The sequence below is a fragment of the Streptomyces sp. Y1 genome (assembly GCF_041053115.1).
GTDB classification, from domain to species: domain Bacteria; phylum Actinomycetota; class Actinomycetes; order Streptomycetales; family Streptomycetaceae; genus Kitasatospora; species Kitasatospora rubellomurina.
In genome coordinates this window covers 3,745,737-3,762,155 of record NZ_CP163445.1, presented here as the reverse complement: position 1 = coordinate 3,762,155, position 16,419 = coordinate 3,745,737, and the positions used below count along the sequence as shown (strand labels likewise).

Below are 16,419 nucleotides of genomic sequence, written 5' to 3'. Positions count from 1 at the left end.
CATGAAGCCCGTCGACCCCCGCCTCCTCGGCTACGCCCGCACCACCAGGGCCTTCCTCGCCGGATCCGTACTGCTCGGCGCGGCGGGCGCGGCCCTGGTGGTCGCCCAGGCGAGCCTGATCGCCGAGATCGTCGTCCGCGCCTTCCAACGCGGCGACGGAATCGGCGAGTTGACCACGCCGCTGATGCTGCTCGCACTCACCGCGGGCGGGCGGGGGCTGGTCGGCTGGCTCACCGAACTCACCGCGCACCGGTCCGTCGCCCGGGTGAAGTCCACCCTGCGGCGCCGGCTGCTCGACCACGCCACCGCGCTCGGCCCGGCCTACCTGGCGGGCCGGCGCACCGGCGAGCTCACCACCCTCGCCACCCGCGGCGTCGACGCCCTCGACGACTACTTCGCCCGCTACCTGCCGCAGTTGGCGCTCGCCGTCGCCGTCCCGGCGATCGTGCTGCTGCGGATCGTCGGCGCCGACCTCACCTCGGCCGCGATCATCGCCGGGACGCTGCCGCTGATCCCGCTGTTCATGGCCCTCATCGGCCTGGCCACCCAAGCCCGGATGGACCGGCAGTGGGACAGCCTGGCCCGGCTCTCGCACCACTTCCTCGACGTGGTCGCCGGCCTGCCCACCCTCAAGGTGTTCAACCGGGCCCGCGCCCAGGCCGCCACCATCGCCCGGATCACCGCCGACTACCGCCGCGCCACCCTGCGCACCCTGCGGATCGCCTTCATCTCCTCCTTCGCCCTGGAACTGCTCTCCACCCTGTCCGTCGCGCTGGTCGCCGTCACCATCGGCTTCCGGCTGGTCGACGGCACCCTCGACCTGGAGACCGGGCTGGTCGTGCTGATCCTCGCCCCCGAGGTGTACGTCCCGATCCGGCAGGTCGGCGCGCTCTACCACTCCAGCGTCGAGGGCCTGACCGCCGCCGACCGGATCTTCCAGGTGCTGGAGACGCCGCTGCCCGCCGCCGGCACCCGCCCGGCGCCCGCCCTGGCCGGCGCCGCGATCGCCGCCGAGGGCCTGGTCGTCCGGCACCCCGGCCGCACCGAGCCCGCACTGGACGGCGCCTCGCTGACGCTGCGTCCGGGCGCCACCACCGCCCTCACCGGGCCGAGCGGCGCCGGGAAGTCCACCCTGCTGGCCGTCCTGCTCGGGCTCACCGCCGCCGACGCCGGCACCGTCCGGATCACCGGGGCGGACGGCCGGACGTACGACCTCGCCGAGCTGGACCCGGCGAGCTGGCGGCGGCAGATCGCCTGGGTGCCGCAGCACCCGCACCTGTTCGCCGGCACGGTCGCCGACAACCTGCGGCTGCTCCGGCCGGAGGCGAGCGACGAACAGCTGTGGACGGCGCTGCGGGCCGCGCACGCCCTCGACTTCGTCACCGACCTGGACGCGCGGCTCGGGGAGGACGGCGCCGGGCTCTCCGCCGGGCAGCGGCAGCGGCTCGCGCTCGCCCGGGTGCTGCTCGCCGACGACCGGCCGCTGGTGCTGCTCGACGAGCCCACCGCGCACCTGGACGGCGCCTCCGAGGCGGCCGTGGTCGAGGCGGTGCGGGCGCTCGCCGAGGACCCGGCGCGCACCGTGCTGGTGGTCGCCCACCGGCCGGCGCTGCTGGCCGTCGCGGACGAGCGGGTACGGCTGGCGGGGCCGGCGGCCGCGGAGGCTCCTCCCGCGGTTCGGGTGCTCGCACACGGCGGGCGGCCGACCGCCGCCCCGGCCGTGCCCGAGGAGTCGGCGGAGGAGACCGGGGCCACGCCGCGGTTCGCGCTGTCCGTGCTGCTCGGCGCGCTCGCCCTCGGCAGCGCCGTCGCCCTGATGGCCACCTCCGGCTACCTGATCTCCCGGGCCTCCCAGATGCCCCCGGTGCTCTACCTGATGATGGCCGTCACCTCGGTGCGCGCCTTCGGCATCGGCCGCAGCGTCTTCCGCTACGCCGAGCGGCTGGTCTCGCACGACGCCGTGCTGCGCACCCTCGGCACCCTGCGCGCCGCCGTGTACCGGCGGCTCACCGTGCTCGCCCCGGCCGGCCTGCCCGCCTTCCGGCGCGGCGACCTGCTCTCCCGGCTGGTCGCCGACGTGGACGCCGTCCAGGACCACCACCTGCGCTGGCGGCTGCCCGCCGCCGTCGCGGGCGTCGTCGGGCTGGCCTCGGCCGTCGCGCTCGGCGCCTTCCTGCCCGCCGCCGGGCTGGTCCTCGGCCTGGGGCTGCTGCTCGCGGGCGTCCTGGTGCCCGCGCTGGCCGCCCGCTGGTCGGCCGGTGCCGAGCGGCGGCAGGCTCCCGCCCGGGGCCGGCTGGCCGCCGGCGTGGTGGACGTGTTCACCGGCACCGCCGAGCTCACCGTGGCCGGCGCGCTGCCGCGCCGACTGGCCGCCGCCCGGGCCGCCGACGCCGCGCTGACCGGGCTGGCCGCCCGCTCGGCCGCGACCACCGCGCTCGGCACCGGGCTGGTCGCGCTGCTCACCGGGCTGACCGTGACGGCCGCCGCCGCGGTCGGCGTCCAGGGGGTGCGGGACGGCGCGCTGGCGCCGGTCTGCCTGGCCCTGGTGGTGCTCGCCCCGCTGGCCGCCTTCGAGGCGGTCACCGGGATGCCGCTCGCCGTCCAGGCCCGGCAGCGGGGCCGGGCCGCCCGGGCGCGGCTGGACGAGGTGCTGTCCGCGCCGGAACCGGTCGTCGAGCCCGTGGACGCGGCCGCGCTGCCCGCGCAGCCGCTGCCCGTCGCGGTGCGCGGGCTGACCGTCCGGCACCCCGGGCAGGCCGTGGACGCGCTCACCGGGATCGACCTCGACCTGGCGCCAGGCCGCCGGATCGCCGTCGTCGGCCCGTCCGGCTCCGGCAAGACCACCCTCGCCCAGGCGCTGCTGCGCTTCCTGGAGCCCGGCGCGGGCAGCGTCACCTTCGCCGCCGGCTGTCCACAGGCTGTGGACAGCCGCGCGCTCGCCGGGGAGGACGTCCGCCGGGTGATCGGCCTGTGCGCGCAGGACGCCCACGTCTTCGACAGCTCGCTGCGCGAGAACCTGCGGCTCGCCCGCCCCGACGCCGACGAGGAGCAGCTGCGCGCCGCGCTCGCCGCCGCCCGGCTGCTGGACTGGACCGACCGGCTGCCGGCCGGGCTGGACACCATGGTCGGCGAGCACGGCGCCCGGCTCTCCGGGGGCCAGCGCCAGCGGCTCGCCCTGGCCCGGGCGCTGCTCGCGGACTTCCCCGTCCTCGTCCTGGACGAGCCCGCCGAACACCTCGACCTGCCCACCGCCGACGCCCTCACCGCCGACCTGCTCGCCGCCACCGCGGGCCGCACCACCGTGCTGATCACCCACCGGCTGGCCGGGCTGGACGACGGCACCGTGGACGAGGTGCTGGTGCTGGACGGCGGACGGGTCGTCGAGCGCGGCCGCTGGTCCGAGCTGGTCGCCGACCCGGACGGGCGGCTGCACGCGATGCGGCGGCGCGAGCGGGAGGCGGACGGGTTGCTGGAACCCGTCATGTCGGCCGTCCGTTGAAGAAACGGTCTGCCGAAAACCGCACAAACTAGGCTTTCTTCATGGACCCCACGCCGGACCCCACGCCGGACCCCGCCGCCGTCCCCGAGCCGGCCCCCCACCGGGTGCCGGAGATCGCCTCGCTCGGCCTGGACACCCTGGTCACCGAGGTCTCCGAGCGTCTGCAGTCCGCCGCCGCCGTCACCGACCGGATGCAGCGGCTGCTGGAAGCCGTGGTCTCCATCGGCGCCGGACTCGACCTGCACGCCACCCTGCACCGGATCGCCACCGGCGCCGCCGAACTCGTCGACGCCCGCTACGCGGCCCTCGGCGTGATCGCCCCCGGCGGCACCGGCCTCGCCGACTTCATCCACGTCGGCGTCGACGACGAGACCGCCGCCGCGATCGGCGAACTGCCCGCCGGCCGCGGCGTCCTGGGCGCCCTCATCGACCGCCCCGAGCCGCTGCGGCTGCCCGACCTCGGCGCCGACCCGCGCTCCACCGGCTTCCCGCCGCACCACCCCGGGATGCGGACCTTCCTCGGCGTGCCGATCCGGGTCCGCGCCGAGGTGTTCGGCAACCTCTACCTCACCGAGAAGAAGGGCGGCGGCGCCTTCACCCCCGAGGACGAACAGGTGGTGCACGCGCTCGCCGCCGCGGCCGGCGTCGCCATCGAGAACTCCCGGCTCTACGAGGAGGGCCGGCGCCGCGAACGCTGGATCGCCGGCGCCGCCGCCGTCACCACCGCGCTGCTCTCCGCCGCGCAGGCCGAGACCGCGCTGACCGTCGCCGCCGAGCAGGTAAGGGAGTTGGCCGACGCCGCGCTCGGCATGATCCTGTTGCCCACCGGCCCGGAGGGGTCCGGCGACGGCGACGGGCAGATGCGGGTCGCGCACGCCTCCGGCGAGGTGGCCGAGTTCGTCCGCGGCGAGCTGCTGCCCAAGGACAGCTTCGCCGCCCGCCTGCTCGCCGGGGAGAGCGTCTACCTCGACGACATGTCCAGCGACCCCACCGTGGTGATGCGGCACGCCCGCTCCTTCGGCCCGTCCATGGCCGTGCCGATGGTCGCGGCCGGGCGGGTGCTCGGCGGGCTGTGCGTCTGGCGCCCGTGCGGCGCCGTGCCGTTCACCGACTCCGAGAAGCAGCTCGCCGAGGCCTTCGCCTCCCAGGCCGCCCTCGCCCTGCGGCTCGCCGAGGGCCAGCGCGACCAGCAGCGGCTCGCCGTCTTCCAGGACCGCGACCGCATCGCCCGCGACCTGCACGACCTCGTCATCCAACGGCTGTTCGCCACCGGGATGATGCTGGAGAGCGCCGCCCGGCGGTCCGTCGTCCCGGAGGTGAAGGTCGGCATCGGCAAGGCCGTCGACGAGCTCGACGCCACCATCCAGGAGGTCCGCACCACCATCTACGCCCTCCAGCACGACAACCACGGCGACGCCCCCGACACCCTGCGCACCCGGGTGCTGCGCGAGGCCAGCCAGGCCGCGGCGGCCCTCGGCTTCAAGCCCTCGGTCAGCTTCGTCGGGCCGGTCGAGAGCCTGGTCGGCGAGAACACCGGCCGTCAACTGCTCGCCGCACTACGGGAGATGCTGTCCAACACCGCCCGGCACGCGCGGGCCTCCCGGGTCGGCGTCGAGATCGACGCCACCGTCCACCTCGGCGGCGACGGCCGGCCGGTCGGCGGCGACCCGGAGTCGCCGGTCCGCGACGGGCGCCCCGGCGTGCTGCTCACCGTCACCGACGACGGGGTCGGCATCCCGGCCGGCGGGCGGCGCAGCGGACTGCTCAACCTCACCCGGCGCGCCGAGGCCCTGGGCGGCGACGCCTGGCACGAGCCGGGGCCGCACCGCAGGGGCACCCGGGTGCGCTGGACGGCCCGGCTGTGACCTCTCCGGCGGTGACTCCTGACGGTCGGCCGGTGGAAGCTGAACGGGGGAGAACTTCCCGGCCAACAGCGCAAGTTGTGAACCGTCCGGGCTTTCGCTGATTCCGTGTGCACACATAGCTTGTCACCGTCCCGGAGGTCAATCGGCGGGGAAACCGGACGGAGGGGCAGTGGACGCTTCCGGCCGCGGTCGCACGGCAGCAGGGGCACGTCATGGCGGGTTCCGGACCGAGCGCGCTCCGGACGGGCGGTACCGCTGGCAGCTGAAAGCACCGAACGGGCGGGTGGTCGCGGTCACCGCCGCCCAGTTCGACACACCGGGGGAGGCCGAGCGCGGCTTCGAGGGCCTGCGCGCCGGGGCCTCCGAACTCACCGCGCGGATCACCCACGTCCGGGACGGCCTCGGCTGGATCTGGGTCGTCCCCGGCACCCGCGCCCTCCCCGAGGTGCGGTCCAGCCGCGCCTACGAGCGGTACGCCACCTGCCAGAGCGCGTTCCGGCGGTTCGTGGTGCTGCTCGGCAAGCAGCCGTCGCGCGAGCCGCGGAGCCCGGACTGCGGCAACGGGCGCTCCGGCTAGGCGAGTTCGAGTAGGCGAGGTCGGGTAGGCGAGTGCGGCTAGGCGAGTTCGAGGAGGCGCTCCAGGACGGCGGCGACGCCGTCCTGGTCGTTGCTCACGGTGTGCCGGGCCACCGCCGCCAGCACCTCCGGGTGCGCGTTGGCGACGGCGTAGGCGGTGCCCGCCCAGGCCAGCATCTCCAGGTCGTTCGGCATGTCGCCGAAGGCCACCACCTCGCTCCGGTCGATCCCGTGCCCGGCGCACCAGCGGGCCAGCGTGCTCGCCTTGGTGACGCCCGGCGCGCTGATCTCCAGCAGCGGGATCGGCGCCGAGCGGGTGATCTCGGCCAGGTGCCCGGCCGCCGCCCGGGCCTCGTCCAGCAGCACGTCCGGGTCGAGGTCCGGGTGCTTGGCGAGCAGCTTGAACAGGCCGCGGACCCGGCCGTCCGGGCCCAGCAGCTCCTCGGCCGAGCCGATCGGGTGGTCGGTCTCCTCGCCCCACATCGGCACCGCGTACTCGGGCTCGCGGGCGAAACCGGCCGGGTACTCGAAGGCGAACGCGGTGCCGGGCAGCTTCGCCCGCAGCACGTCCACCACCGCCAGCGCCGTCCCGGCCGCCAGCGGGAACGACTCCAGCAGCTCGCCGCGCCGCACGTCCACCACGGCGCCGCCGTTGGAGCAGATCGCCACCCCGTGGCCGCCGATGTGCGGGCTCACCTGCTGCATCCAGCGCGGCGGGCGGCCGGTCACGAACACCACCTGCACCCCGGCCGCCTCGGCCGCGGCCAGCGCGGCGGCGGTGCGGTCGCTCACGGTGCCGCCGGCGCAGAGCAGGGTGCCGTCCAGGTCGGTGGCGATCAGGCGGGGGGCGGGGGCGAGGGGCTCGGTCACCGGACCATCTTCGCCCATCGGCGGCGGCCCGGTCACGACCGCGGCACCCGGCCGTCTTTCGGCCTTCTTCCCGGTCGCGGGCGTCGTTTTCCAGCCGATCGGCGGGGTTGACGCGTGTCCGCACCGGCGGCGACGGGCAGGAACCGGCCGTGGCCACCACATCGGCAGAGAGAACCGTGCCCACCCCCACCGACCCCGTCGAGACCCCGGCGCGGGACACCTCGCGCGACCCGGTGCTCCTCGGCGACATCCTCTTCCACACCCTCGCCGACCTCGCCCGCCGCGCCCCCGCCCCGCTCCTCCCGCCGCAGCGGACCCGCCCGCACCCGTAGGCCGCCCGCGGTCCGTCCGGGGCCCGACGCGGGTCTGCGATGCTGGTGGCCGTGAGCGGGTTTCGGGCGGTGGGCGTGGTCGGTCTGGGTCGCATGGGGCTGACCCTGGCGGCCGGTTTCAGCAAGGCGGTCGGGCCCGAGGGGGTCTTCGCGGCCGGGCGTTCCCCGGCGAGCGTCACGCGACTGCGGGCCGCCGTGCCCGGTGCGACGGTCCTGCCGTTGCCGGACCTGCCCGGTCGCGCCGACGTGATCGTCCTGTGCGTGGGCAACGCGGACCTGCCGTCCGTCCTCGACGACCTGCGCCCGGGGCTCGGCCCCCGGCACGTGGTGGTCGCCATCAACAACGGCCTGCCGCTGCGGGCGCTGGCGGAGGCCGTCGACGGCCCGGTGGCCAAGCTGATCCCGAGCGCGGGCAACGAGGCCGGTGCCGGCGCGACGCTCCTGGTGCCCGGTGCGCGTCTGACGGAGCAGGGCACGAGGGACCTGCTGGCCCTGCTGCGGGCCTTCTCGACCCCGTTCGTGATCGAGGAGGCCCAGGGCCGGGCGGCCACCGACCTGGCCTCCTGCGGTCCGGCGCTCCTGGCCGCCGCCGCCCGGGCGATGGTGGACGCGCAGCAGGAGCGCGGCGCCCCGCTGCCGCGGGAGCTGGCGGAACAGCTCGTCGCGCAGAGCCTGCAGGCCGCGGGCCGGCTGCTCGCCGAGGGCGCGGGCCTGGACGACGTCGTCCAGCGCGTCGCCGTCCCCGGCGGCAACACCGCCGCCGCCCTCACCGCCGCCCGCGACGGCCTCACCACGGCATGGCACGCCGCGTTCCGGGCAACGGCGGCCAACGAACGCTCCCGCCCGGCCCCCGCCTTCCGCTGACCCCGGCTGGGCCGGGGCAGCCCTGGTCCTCCCACCAGAGGTAGGCGGCCTCGACCTCGTCCCAGAGACGGCGCGGGCCGTACTGGTGGACGGCGAAGCGGTCGCGGTTCCGGTCGACGGCAGCCCAGGAGCGGGCGTCGGTGGTGGCGACCCAGAGGCGGTCGGCGTCGGCGTCCCAGGCGGTCCAGACGTCGGGCAGGCACAGGCCGAGGGCGAAGCGGGCCTCCCAGCTGTCGCCGGTGATCCGGTGCGGGGACAGGGCGGTGGTCGATTCGTCCGGGACGTGGTCGTCGCGGACCACGTCCCGGAAGATGCGGAGATCGCGGCGCTGGTTGCGCATCAGCATGAGGAATTGGACGGGGTCGATCGGGCGTGTCCTCGGAGTCCTCGGGTGGGAGGGGCTTCACCGCTCGACGATCGGGAGATCGGCGTGGACGACCTTCCCGAGCGGGAGTGGTGAGACGCCCCACTGCCCGCGCGTGAGCCGGTGCACCATCGCCAGCCCCCGCCCCGACGTGGAAGCGGAGTCGGCCCGGATCATCACGGGCATCACCCGGGACCCGTCACCGCACGCTCGGAAGGCCACGGCGGGACGGATCTGTACATCTGCGGCATCGCCACGGAGAGTTGCGTGCTGAAGACGGCCGTCGATGCGTTCGAGCGGGACCTCACACCGTGGCTGCTGGAGGATGCCGTTGCCAGCCATGCGGGCCAGGCAGCCCACGAGGCGGGCATCCTGGTGGCCAGCCGGTTCATCGGGCCCGGCCAGATCATCAAGACGGCTGACATCCCCAGTTGCTGGGTTCCTGCCGTCCAGCTGGGCGAGTTCGGCGGGATTTGAGCCATGGGCGCCGTTGTCGGAGTGGTCGCTTGCTGGCATCGCATCGTCCCGCTGTCACAAGGAGGATTCGACGTGAGGCCTGCGCCCACCGGCACTCCTCCCGGCGTCGGAAGTCGCCGACAGCCTGCGAGTCCGCCAGCGGAACCGCCTGGACGCGGCCGTCCGAGCGCTCTCGGACGGCCGCGTTCGACGCCTGCGAGACGGGGTGGAAGCGTGATCCGACTCCTGGACGGCGAGCAGACAGGCGAGCTGGAGGACCAGCTGAAGGTGGTCTTCGCCGAGTCCTTTGCCGAACCCCCGTACGGCGAAGGGCTGGCCGACTGACGAAGGGGCCGCGGAAGGCGCGCGGCTGGGTGCGCAGGAAGTCGGGCTGGCCGACTTCCTGCGCAACCGGGTCAGGCCGCGAGGAGGGCGGTGCGGTCGAGTTTGCCGTGAGGGGTCAGCGGGAGCTGGCGGAGGTGGTGGATGGACTGGGGGAGCATGTGGGCCGGGAGGTGGTCGGCGAGGTGGGTGCGGATGACCCTGGTGGGCACCTCGTCCGGGTCGGCGACGACGTAGGCGCTCAGGGACTGGGCGTCGGGGGTGACGGTACAGGCGGCGCTGGTCACTCCGGGGATGGCTCGGAGGGCGGCTTCGATTTCTCCGAGTTCTATGCGGAAGCCTCGCAGCTTGACCTGGCCGTCTTGGCGGCCGAGGTAGGAGTAGGTGCCGTCCGGCTCTTCGACGGCCCAGTCGCCGCTGCGGTAGTGGCCGTCGACGAAGCGGGCGGCGTTGAGCTCGGGGCGTTCGAGGTAGCCGTGGCTCACGGAGGCGCCGGAGACCCAGAGTTCGCCGGGCTGGCCGACCGGGACGGGCGTGCCCTCGGCGTCGCGGAGGGAGATGGCGAGGTGGGGCAGGGGGCGGCCGATGGGGGTGCGACCCGGGCGGGCGCCGTCCAGCAGGTCGGGGGTGAGGGGGCAGAACGTCACGTGCACGGTGGTTTCGGTGATGCCGTACATGTTGACCAGGCGGGCGTTGGGGCCGAGGCCGGCCTGCCAGAAGCGGCGGACGTCGTCGGGGACGAGGGCTTCGCCGCCGAAGACGATGTGGCGGAGGGAAGGCAGGGTGAGCCCGGCAGCTACGGCTTCGGTGACCAGGTTGCCGAAGGCGGAGGGGACCTGGTTGAGGAAGGTCACCTGACGGTCCGCGAGGAGCTGGGCGAAGGCTTCCGGGTCGGCGGCGCTCTCGCGGTCGACGACCACCGCCTGCCCGCCGTACAGCAGCGGGCCCCACAGCTCCCAGACGCTGAAGTCGAAGCTCCACGAGTGGAAGATCGTCCACACCTCGTCCGGGCCGAGGTCGAACAGCGGCGCCGCGCCGTCCATCAGTTCCAGGACGTGCGCGTGGCTGACCAGGCAGCCCTTGGGCAGGCCCGTCGAGCCGGAGGTGTAGATGGCGTACGCGGTGTCCGCAGGGGTGGTCTTCGGGGTGACGCCCGGGCGGGTGGCGAGGGTGAAGGGGCCGACCGTCGCGACGGGCTCCTCGCCCGGGAGCAACGGGGCGTCGGTGAGCACCAGTTGGGCCCCCGAGTCGTTGAGCAGGTGCTGCTGCCGGGCCTCCGGGTAGCCGGGGTCGACGGGCAGGTAGGCGGCGCCGGAGCGGAGGATGCCGAGGATGCCGCCGGGGGCGTGCCGGGTGCGGTCGGCGCGCAGGGCGACGAGCTGGCCCGGGGAGACGCGGCCGCCGAGGGAATCCGCCACCTCGGACGCCAGGGTGTCGAGTTGACGGTACGTCAGAGTGCCGGAGGTGTCGGACACGGCGGTGCGGCCCGGGTGGCGGGCGGCGGTGTCGGCGAAGCGGGTGTCCAGGCGGTCGGCGGCGGCGGTGGGCATCGGTGGCTCCGGGTACGGGAGTTGGGGGTGCAGCAGGAACGGGTCGGCGAGGTAGACCAGCAGGTGCGGGTCGCTGAGGAAGTCGGACGGTCGGAAGCTCATCCCGTGAGCTCCGCCCCCGTGAGCGCGTGCACCAGGTAGCTGGCGACGTCGGAGGGCGTCGTGCCCCGGCCGAAGACGCGGTCGGCGCCCAACTCGGCGGCGGTGCCCGGGTCGAAGCGGGGCCCGCCGACGACCAGCAGCGGTCGCTCGTGCTCGGCGAACTCGGCGCGCAGTTCGGCCGCGAGTTCCTTGACGTTGGTGAGGTGCGCGTCCCGCTGGGTGACCACCTGGGAGACCAGGACGGCGTCCGCCCCCTCGACGCGGGCCCGGCGGACCAGCTCCGGGACGCTGACCTGCGCGCCCAGGTTGAGGACCTTCAGCTCCTTGTAGTACTCCAGGCCCTTCTCGCCCGCGAACCCCTTGATGTTGAGGATGGCGTCGATGCCGACGGTGTGCGCGTCGGTGCCGATGCAGGCGCCGAGCACCACGAGCTTTCGGCCGAGCCGTTCGCTGACGGCGCTGTTGGCCTCCTTGGCGGTCAGCAGCGGGTACTCCCGCTCGACGACCTCGATCTCGTCGAGGTCGACCTCGTGCACGACCGGCCCGTAGACGACGAAGAAGCTGAAGTCCCGCCCGATCGGCTTGGAGTGGACGAGCAGCGGCCGGTCGATGCCCATCTTCCGGGCGAGCTGCAGCGCGGCGCCGTCGGCGAGCGGGCCGTGCGGGAAGGGCAGGGTGAAGGAGACCTGGACCATGCCGTCGTCGGTGGTGTCGCCGTACGGGCGGACGGTGGTGGCGGTGCGGGGCAGCGTCGGGAGGTCGAGGTCCAGGTCCGGGGCCGTGATCACGTGGTCTCCAGGAGGTCGATGGCGGGGTTGCGGTAGCCGGCGGCCCGCGCCACCACGCCGTCCGCGCCGCGGCCGCCCTCGGCCGTGCGCCGCATGCCGCCGAAGGTGCCGGCGGCGATGGCGTCCAGCAGGCCGCGTTCGCGGATGTCGGCGAGCAGGTCGATCGCCTCGCCGAGGACCTGGCCGGCGCGGCGGGCGATCAGGCCGTCCGGGGCGGGGTGGAAGTCCTCCGCGAGGCCGCCGGCCGCGTCCAGCACGTAGCGGATGTTGCGCAGCGCGAGGTCGCGGTCGGAGAGGAAGGGGGTGACGACGGCCTCGGTCATCATGCCGACCAGCAGGATGCTCTGTTCGGTGAGCGCGCCGGCCAGGTTGAAGAAGCCGTTGAGCAGGTAGCCGTGGAAGACGTCGCCGGTCATGTGCCGGGTGGGCGGCATCCACTTGAGCGGGGCGTCCGGGAAGAGTTCGCGGGCGAGCAGGGCGTGGGCGAGCTCCAGCCGGAACGAGTCGGGCACCGCCGGGTCGATCTCGAAGGCGTGGCCGAGGCCGAGCTGGCCGTCCGCGAGGCCGGCCTCCTTGGCGAAGTACTCGTTGAGCAGCTGGCTCGCGGTGACGGTGTGGGCGGCGTCGACGGCGTCGGCGGTGGTGAGGTAGTTGTCCTCGCCGGTGTTGATGACGATGCCGGCCCGGGCGTGCAGCTGGCGGGAGAAGCGCTGGTCGACGAAGGTGCGGACCGGGTTGATGTCGCGGAACAGGATGCCGTACATGGAGTCGTTGAGCATCATGTCGAGGCGTTCCAGGCCGGCCAGCGCGGCGATCTCCGGCATGCACAGCCCGGAGGCGTAGTTGGTGAGCCGGACGTAGCGGCCGAGCTCGGCCGAGGTCTCGTCCAGCGCGGCGCGCATCAGCCGGAAGTTCTCCTGGGTGGCGTAGGTGCCCGCGTAGCCCTCGCGGGTGGCGCCGTCCGGGACGTAGTCGAGCAGGGACTGCCCGGTGGAGCGGATCACGGCGATCACGTCGGCGCCGCCCTGGGCGGCGGCCTGGGCCTGCCGGATGTCCTCGTGGATGTCGCCGGTGGCGACGATCAGGTAGATCCAGGGGCCCTTCGGGTTGCCCCAGCGGCGCACCAACTCCTCGCGTTCGCGGCGCCGTTCGTCGATCCGGGCGATGCCCCGGCCGACCGCCGTCCGGGCCGCCGCCTCGGACCGTACGGCGGCGTCGCCCTCGGGGACGCGGAACGGCACGGTGCGGGTGGCGGCGCGGGCGGCCAGGTCGGTCAGGTCGCGGTACTCGCCGCTGCGCAGCGCCTCCCAGACCGGCAGGCACACGCCGTGCTCCAGGCCGACCTGGTCGCGGACGGCGTCGACCAGCCGGTTCGCCCACGGGATGCCCTCGGGGTCGGCGCCGTTCAGGCCGGCCAGGCGCAGGGTGGCGCGCTCGACGGCGACGGTGGTGTGCGAGCGGGCGAGGTCGACGACCGGGCGGCCGGCCCGGGCGGCGAGTTCGCGGGCGCGGCGGACGAGGGCCGGGTCGAGGCCGAGCTTGCCGGGGGTACGGACGGCGGTGGTCATCACAGGCTCCCGGCGAGCGCGGGCTCGGCGGCGCCGAGCCGGTGGTCGAACAGCGCCCGCACGCCCGGCTCCTGCCGGATCAGGTCGAGCGCGAGGGCGGCGTGCCCGGGCTGGTAGCCGTTGCCGATCAGCATGGTGACGTCGCGGGCCAGCCCCTCGGCGCCGAGCGCGGCGGCCGGGAAGGAGGTGGCCATCGAGAAGTAGACGACGGTGCCGCCGTCGCGGGTGGCCAGGATCGCCGGGTGTTCGCAGCCGGGCACGTCGGTGCAGACCACGGTGACGTCGGCCGGTCCGCCGTGCGCGTCCAGGAGGGCGGCCAGGCCCAGCGGGTCGCGGGCGTCGCCGAGCAGCGCCAGGTCGGCCAGCCCGGACTCCTCCAGGGCGCGCCGCTCGGCCTCGTTCGGCACCACGCCGATCAGCCGTCCGGCGCCGGCCCGGCGGGCGGCGGCCAGCGACAGCGAGCCGGACTTCCCGGCGGCGCCGAGCACCAGCACGGTGGGCGCGGGCAGCAGTTCGGCGCGGACGACCCGCTCGGTGAGCGCGGGGGCGCCGCACACGTCCAGGACGGACAGCGCCAGCTCGTCCGGCAGGTCGGGCGGCAGGACGGCGGCGATGGAGCGGCCGAAGAGGACGGCGTGGCCCGAGGCGGGGATGCGCTCGCTGAGGCCGTCCCAGCCGAGCAGCCCGTCGTAGACGGCCAGCGGGGTGAGGCTGAGCGAGACCAGGGTGGCGATCCGGTCGCCGGGGCGCAGGCCGAGCGGCGAGTCCGGGCCGACCGCCTGGACGCGGCCGATCAGCATGCCGCCGGAGCCGGTGACCGGGTTGTGCATCTTGCCGCGCTCGTCGATGATCGCGCAGACCTCGTCGCGGATCGCCGGGCCGTCGCCGTGGTGCTTGTCGTGCAGCTGGCGGTAGGAGGCGGCGTCCAGGTTCAGCACCTCGACGCAGACCAGCACCTCGTCGGCGGCGATCGCCGGATCCGGGTCGAGCCGCCAGGCGGCCTGCGGCAGCACCCCGGCGGGCTCCAGCACCCGGTGCAGTCCCATCGACAGGTTCATGGACGAGGTCATGCCGCACCCCCGGTGAGCGCCAGGGCCTCGGGCGTGCTCCACCAGCGGCGGCCGGCCTCGGGCAGGGTGTGCACCGGGTCGTAGTAGTGGTAGGTGCGGTCCAGCGCCTCCGGGTCGTCGTGCTCGACGGAGGTGCGGTAGTTCTTGCGCCAGGAGGAGATGCCGCGCTCGCGGTCGTAGGAGTCGACCTGGTGCACCCAGCGCTTGCCGACGTACGGCACGTCGCAGACGATGCGCGGGGTGGCGAAGCCGGGCAGGTAGCCCATGATCGCGTGCTGCAGGCGCTGCGCCTCGGCGAGCGGGAGGCGCCAGTGCTCGGCGCCGGGGATCATGTCGCAGAGGTAGAAGTAGTAGGGCATGATGCCGGCGTTGTCGAGCAGGCCGAAGCACAGGTCGAGCAGCGCCTCCGGGCTGGCGTTGACGCCGTCCAGCAGCACGCCCTGGTTGCGGACGTCGCGCAGGCCGGCGTCCATCAGCGCGCGGGAGGCCTCGGCGACCAGCGGGGTGACCTGCTGGGCCACGTTGGCGTGGGTGTGCATCGCCAGGGAGACCCCGCGGCCGCGCGCCTTGGCGGCCAACTCTGCCATGCCGTCGAGGAGTTCGGGTGCCATCCAGTGCTGCGGCAGGCCGATCAGGCCCTTGCTGGCGAGCCGGATGTCGCGGACGGACTCGATGTCCAGCAGCCGGTCGACGAAGGAACGCAGGCGCGGCCAGGGCACGTTGGCGACGTCCCCGCCGGAGACCACCACGTCGCGCACGGTCGGGGTGGCCCGCAGGTAGTCGATCATCCGGTCCAGCCGGTCGGCGGGCCGCAGCACGAAGCGGTACTTGGCGATCTGCGGGGTGTTGTTGCCGACCAGGTCCATCCGGGTGCAGTGGCCGCAGTACTGGGGGCAGGTGGTGACGAGCTCGGCCAGCACCTTGGTCGGGTAGCGGTGGGTCAGGCCCTCGACCGCCCACATCTCGGCCTCGTGCAGCGAGTCCCGGGAGGCCAGCGGGTGGCTGGGCAGGGTGGGCCGGCGGTCGGAGGCGACCGGCAGCATGTAGCGGCGCACCGGGTCGCGGTACCAGGTGCCGGTCTCCGGCGGGCCGTCCGGGCCGATGGTGTTCAGCACCTGCGGGGTGAGCAGCAGCGACATGGTCGCGTGGTCGCGCTGGTCGGCCTCGACGTCGGCGTAGAACGCCTCGTCCAGGCCGGGGCCGACCAGCTCGCGCAGCTGCCGGACGCTCTTGACGCAGTGCGCGCGCTGCCACTGCGGGTCCCGCCACTGGGCGGCGGTGACGTCGCGCCAGCCGGGGAAGCGGGTCCAGTCGGGCTCGACGGCCTCGCGCCGCCGGTACTCGTACGGCTGCGGCAGCGGTTCGAGGGCGGTGGGGGCCAGGGTGGGGGCGGCGTACGCCATGGTGCTCCTCCTTAAGGCCACCGGCGGGCGGACGTTCCCCCGGGGCGGTGGGTCGGGTGGTCAGTGGGTGAGCTGGTAGACGAACAGGCCGTCGGCGTCGGGCATGCGGGTGAAGGCGGCCCGCTCCATGACGCGCTGGGAGGCGCGGTTGTCCGGGGTGGTGGTGGCGATCACCCGGTCGACGCCGTCCTGGGCCAGCGCCCAGCAGGCGAGTTCGCTGAGCGCGAGGGTCGCGTAGCCGTGGCCGCGGGCCGGCTCGACCAGGTCGAAGCCGATCTCCACCTGCCCGCCGTCCGGGGCGCCGTGGAAGCCCATGCCGCCGACCGCGACCGCGTCCTCGCTGCGCACCAGCAGGTACATGCCCCAGCCGGGCCGCAGCAGGCCGGCCGCCGCGGCGCCGGCCAGCATCTTCGCGGCGACCCGGGTGCCGTCGCCGGGCGTGCCGCCGAGCCAGTCGAGCCCGGCGGTGCCGCCGTCGCGCAGCTGCTCGGCCTCGGCCGGCAGCACCTCGCGCAGCTGGACCGGGCCGGCGGTCAGCAGCTGGACGGCCGGGCGGGCGGCGTCCTCGGCGACGGCCTCGCGCACCGAGGCGGGGCGCAGGTCCGTCCAGCCCTCGGCGACGCGCTCCAGGCAGCCGCGCTCGTCGCCGGTCCAGTCGGTCGCCCGCCAGCCGGCCGGCAGCTCGGCCCGGCGCGGCCAGACGGCGTACTGCTCCTCGTGGTTGACGATCACGACGTGGGTCATCAGGGGTGCTCCTACGGGTACGGGGG

The 16,419-nt window shown here is 74.9% G+C and carries 14 protein-coding genes; 6 read left to right on the top strand and 8 right to left on the bottom strand.

Going from position 1 to position 16,419, the window contains the following annotated elements; translation table 11 throughout:
• Position 1 precedes the first annotated feature (1 nt).
• The 3 genes from cydD to AB2U05_RS15840 all read left to right on the top strand — a co-directional run bounded on the left by cydD (position 2) and on the right by AB2U05_RS15840 (position 5,941).
• Positions 2–3,499: a thiol reductant ABC exporter subunit CydD gene (cydD, locus tag AB2U05_RS15850; protein WP_369183527.1), complete on the top strand. Its 3,498-nt coding sequence runs from the start codon at positions 2–4 to the stop codon at positions 3,497–3,499.
• 41 nt (positions 3,500–3,540) lie between these two features.
• Positions 3,541–5,364: a GAF domain-containing protein gene (locus tag AB2U05_RS15845; protein WP_369183526.1), complete on the top strand. Its 1,824-nt coding sequence runs from the start codon at positions 3,541–3,543 to the stop codon at positions 5,362–5,364.
• 283 nt (positions 5,365–5,647) lie between these two features.
• Positions 5,648–5,941: a hypothetical protein gene (locus AB2U05_RS15840; protein ID WP_369183525.1), complete on the top strand. Its 294-nt coding sequence runs from the start codon at positions 5,648–5,650 to the stop codon at positions 5,939–5,941.
• 38 nt (positions 5,942–5,979) lie between these two features.
• On the opposite strand, the gene AB2U05_RS15835 is transcribed toward AB2U05_RS15840, so the two are convergent.
• Positions 5,980–6,828, bottom strand: a complete 849-nt coding sequence (locus tag AB2U05_RS15835; protein ID WP_045697059.1) for an HAD family hydrolase — start codon at positions 6,826–6,828, stop codon at positions 5,980–5,982.
• 158 nt (positions 6,829–6,986) lie between these two features.
• Here AB2U05_RS15835 and AB2U05_RS15830 point away from each other — a divergent pair, with 158 nt between their 5' ends.
• A complete protein-coding gene (locus AB2U05_RS15830) occupies positions 6,987–7,142 on the top strand; it encodes a hypothetical protein (RefSeq protein ID WP_157882114.1) in 156 nt (51 codons plus the stop codon).
• Between the two features lie 51 nt (positions 7,143–7,193).
• Complete coding sequence (locus tag AB2U05_RS15825; RefSeq protein ID WP_369183524.1) at positions 7,194–8,006, top strand: pyrroline-5-carboxylate reductase family protein; 813 nt, start codon at positions 7,194–7,196, stop codon at positions 8,004–8,006.
• Here AB2U05_RS15825 and AB2U05_RS15820 read toward each other — a convergent pair.
• Positions 7,930–8,346, bottom strand: a complete 417-nt coding sequence (locus AB2U05_RS15820; RefSeq protein ID WP_369183523.1) for a hypothetical protein — start codon at positions 8,344–8,346, stop codon at positions 7,930–7,932. The two genes, AB2U05_RS15825 and AB2U05_RS15820, sit on opposite strands and share 77 nt — an antisense overlap.
• 147 nt (positions 8,347–8,493) lie before the next feature.
• On the opposite strand from AB2U05_RS15820, the gene AB2U05_RS15815 reads away from it, so the two are divergent.
• Complete coding sequence (locus tag AB2U05_RS15815; protein WP_369183522.1) at positions 8,494–8,847, top strand: isochorismatase family protein; 354 nt, start codon at positions 8,494–8,496, stop codon at positions 8,845–8,847.
• A 395-nt stretch (positions 8,848–9,242) separates the two neighbouring features.
• Here the strand turns inward: AB2U05_RS15815 and AB2U05_RS15810 are convergent, their stop codons facing one another.
• The 6 genes from AB2U05_RS15810 to AB2U05_RS15785 are packed head-to-tail and all read right to left on the bottom strand — an operon-like array spanning position 9,243 to position 16,393.
• Positions 9,243–10,820 (bottom strand): amino acid adenylation domain-containing protein, encoded by a 1,578-nt coding sequence (locus AB2U05_RS15810; protein ID WP_369183521.1) that lies wholly within the window; start codon positions 10,818–10,820, stop codon positions 9,243–9,245.
• Positions 10,817–11,608, bottom strand: coding sequence for an OAM dimerization domain-containing protein (locus AB2U05_RS15805; RefSeq protein WP_369183520.1), 792 nt, complete (start codon positions 11,606–11,608; stop codon positions 10,817–10,819). The genes AB2U05_RS15810 and AB2U05_RS15805 overlap by 4 nt, the downstream gene beginning before the upstream one ends.
• Complete coding sequence (locus tag AB2U05_RS15800) at positions 11,605–13,176, bottom strand: lysine 5,6-aminomutase subunit alpha (RefSeq protein WP_369183519.1); 1,572 nt, start codon at positions 13,174–13,176, stop codon at positions 11,605–11,607. The genes AB2U05_RS15805 and AB2U05_RS15800 overlap by 4 nt, the downstream gene beginning before the upstream one ends.
• Positions 13,176–14,246 (bottom strand): L-erythro-3,5-diaminohexanoate dehydrogenase, encoded by a 1,071-nt coding sequence (locus AB2U05_RS15795; protein ID WP_369183518.1) that lies wholly within the window; start codon positions 14,244–14,246, stop codon positions 13,176–13,178. Before AB2U05_RS15795 ends, AB2U05_RS15800 begins: the two co-directional genes overlap by 1 nt.
• On the bottom strand, positions 14,243–15,649 hold the full coding sequence (locus AB2U05_RS15790; protein WP_045696950.1) for a KamA family radical SAM protein: 1,407 nt from the start codon (positions 15,647–15,649) through the stop codon (positions 14,243–14,245). Before AB2U05_RS15790 ends, AB2U05_RS15795 begins: the two co-directional genes overlap by 4 nt.
• A 60-nt stretch (positions 15,650–15,709) precedes the next feature.
• On the bottom strand, positions 15,710–16,393 hold the full coding sequence (locus tag AB2U05_RS15785; protein ID WP_244178788.1) for a GNAT family N-acetyltransferase: 684 nt from the start codon (positions 16,391–16,393) through the stop codon (positions 15,710–15,712).
• Positions 16,394–16,419 lie beyond the last annotated feature (26 nt).

Excerpts from the sequence above, each read along its gene's own strand:
- cydD (WP_369183527.1), top strand. The coding sequence starts at position 2 with ATGAAGCCCGTCGACCCCCGCCTCCTCGGCTACGCCCGCACCACCAGG.
- AB2U05_RS15845 (WP_369183526.1), top strand. The coding sequence starts at position 3,541 with ATGGACCCCACGCCGGACCCCACGCCGGACCCCGCCGCCGTCCCCGAG.
- AB2U05_RS15835 (WP_045697059.1), bottom strand. The coding sequence starts at position 6,828 with ATGGGCGAAGATGGTCCGGTGACCGAGCCCCTCGCCCCCGCCCCCCGC.
- AB2U05_RS15820 (WP_369183523.1), bottom strand. The coding sequence starts at position 8,346 with ATGCGCAACCAGCGCCGCGATCTCCGCATCTTCCGGGACGTGGTCCGC.
- AB2U05_RS15810 (WP_369183521.1), bottom strand. The coding sequence starts at position 10,820 with ATGAGCTTCCGACCGTCCGACTTCCTCAGCGACCCGCACCTGCTGGTC.
- AB2U05_RS15800 (WP_369183519.1), bottom strand. The coding sequence starts at position 13,176 with ATGACCACCGCCGTCCGTACCCCCGGCAAGCTCGGCCTCGACCCGGCC.
- AB2U05_RS15795 (WP_369183518.1), bottom strand. The coding sequence starts at position 14,246 with ATGACCTCGTCCATGAACCTGTCGATGGGACTGCACCGGGTGCTGGAG.
- AB2U05_RS15790 (WP_045696950.1), bottom strand. The coding sequence starts at position 15,649 with ATGGCGTACGCCGCCCCCACCCTGGCCCCCACCGCCCTCGAACCGCTG.
- AB2U05_RS15785 (WP_244178788.1), bottom strand. The coding sequence starts at position 16,393 with ATGACCCACGTCGTGATCGTCAACCACGAGGAGCAGTACGCCGTCTGG.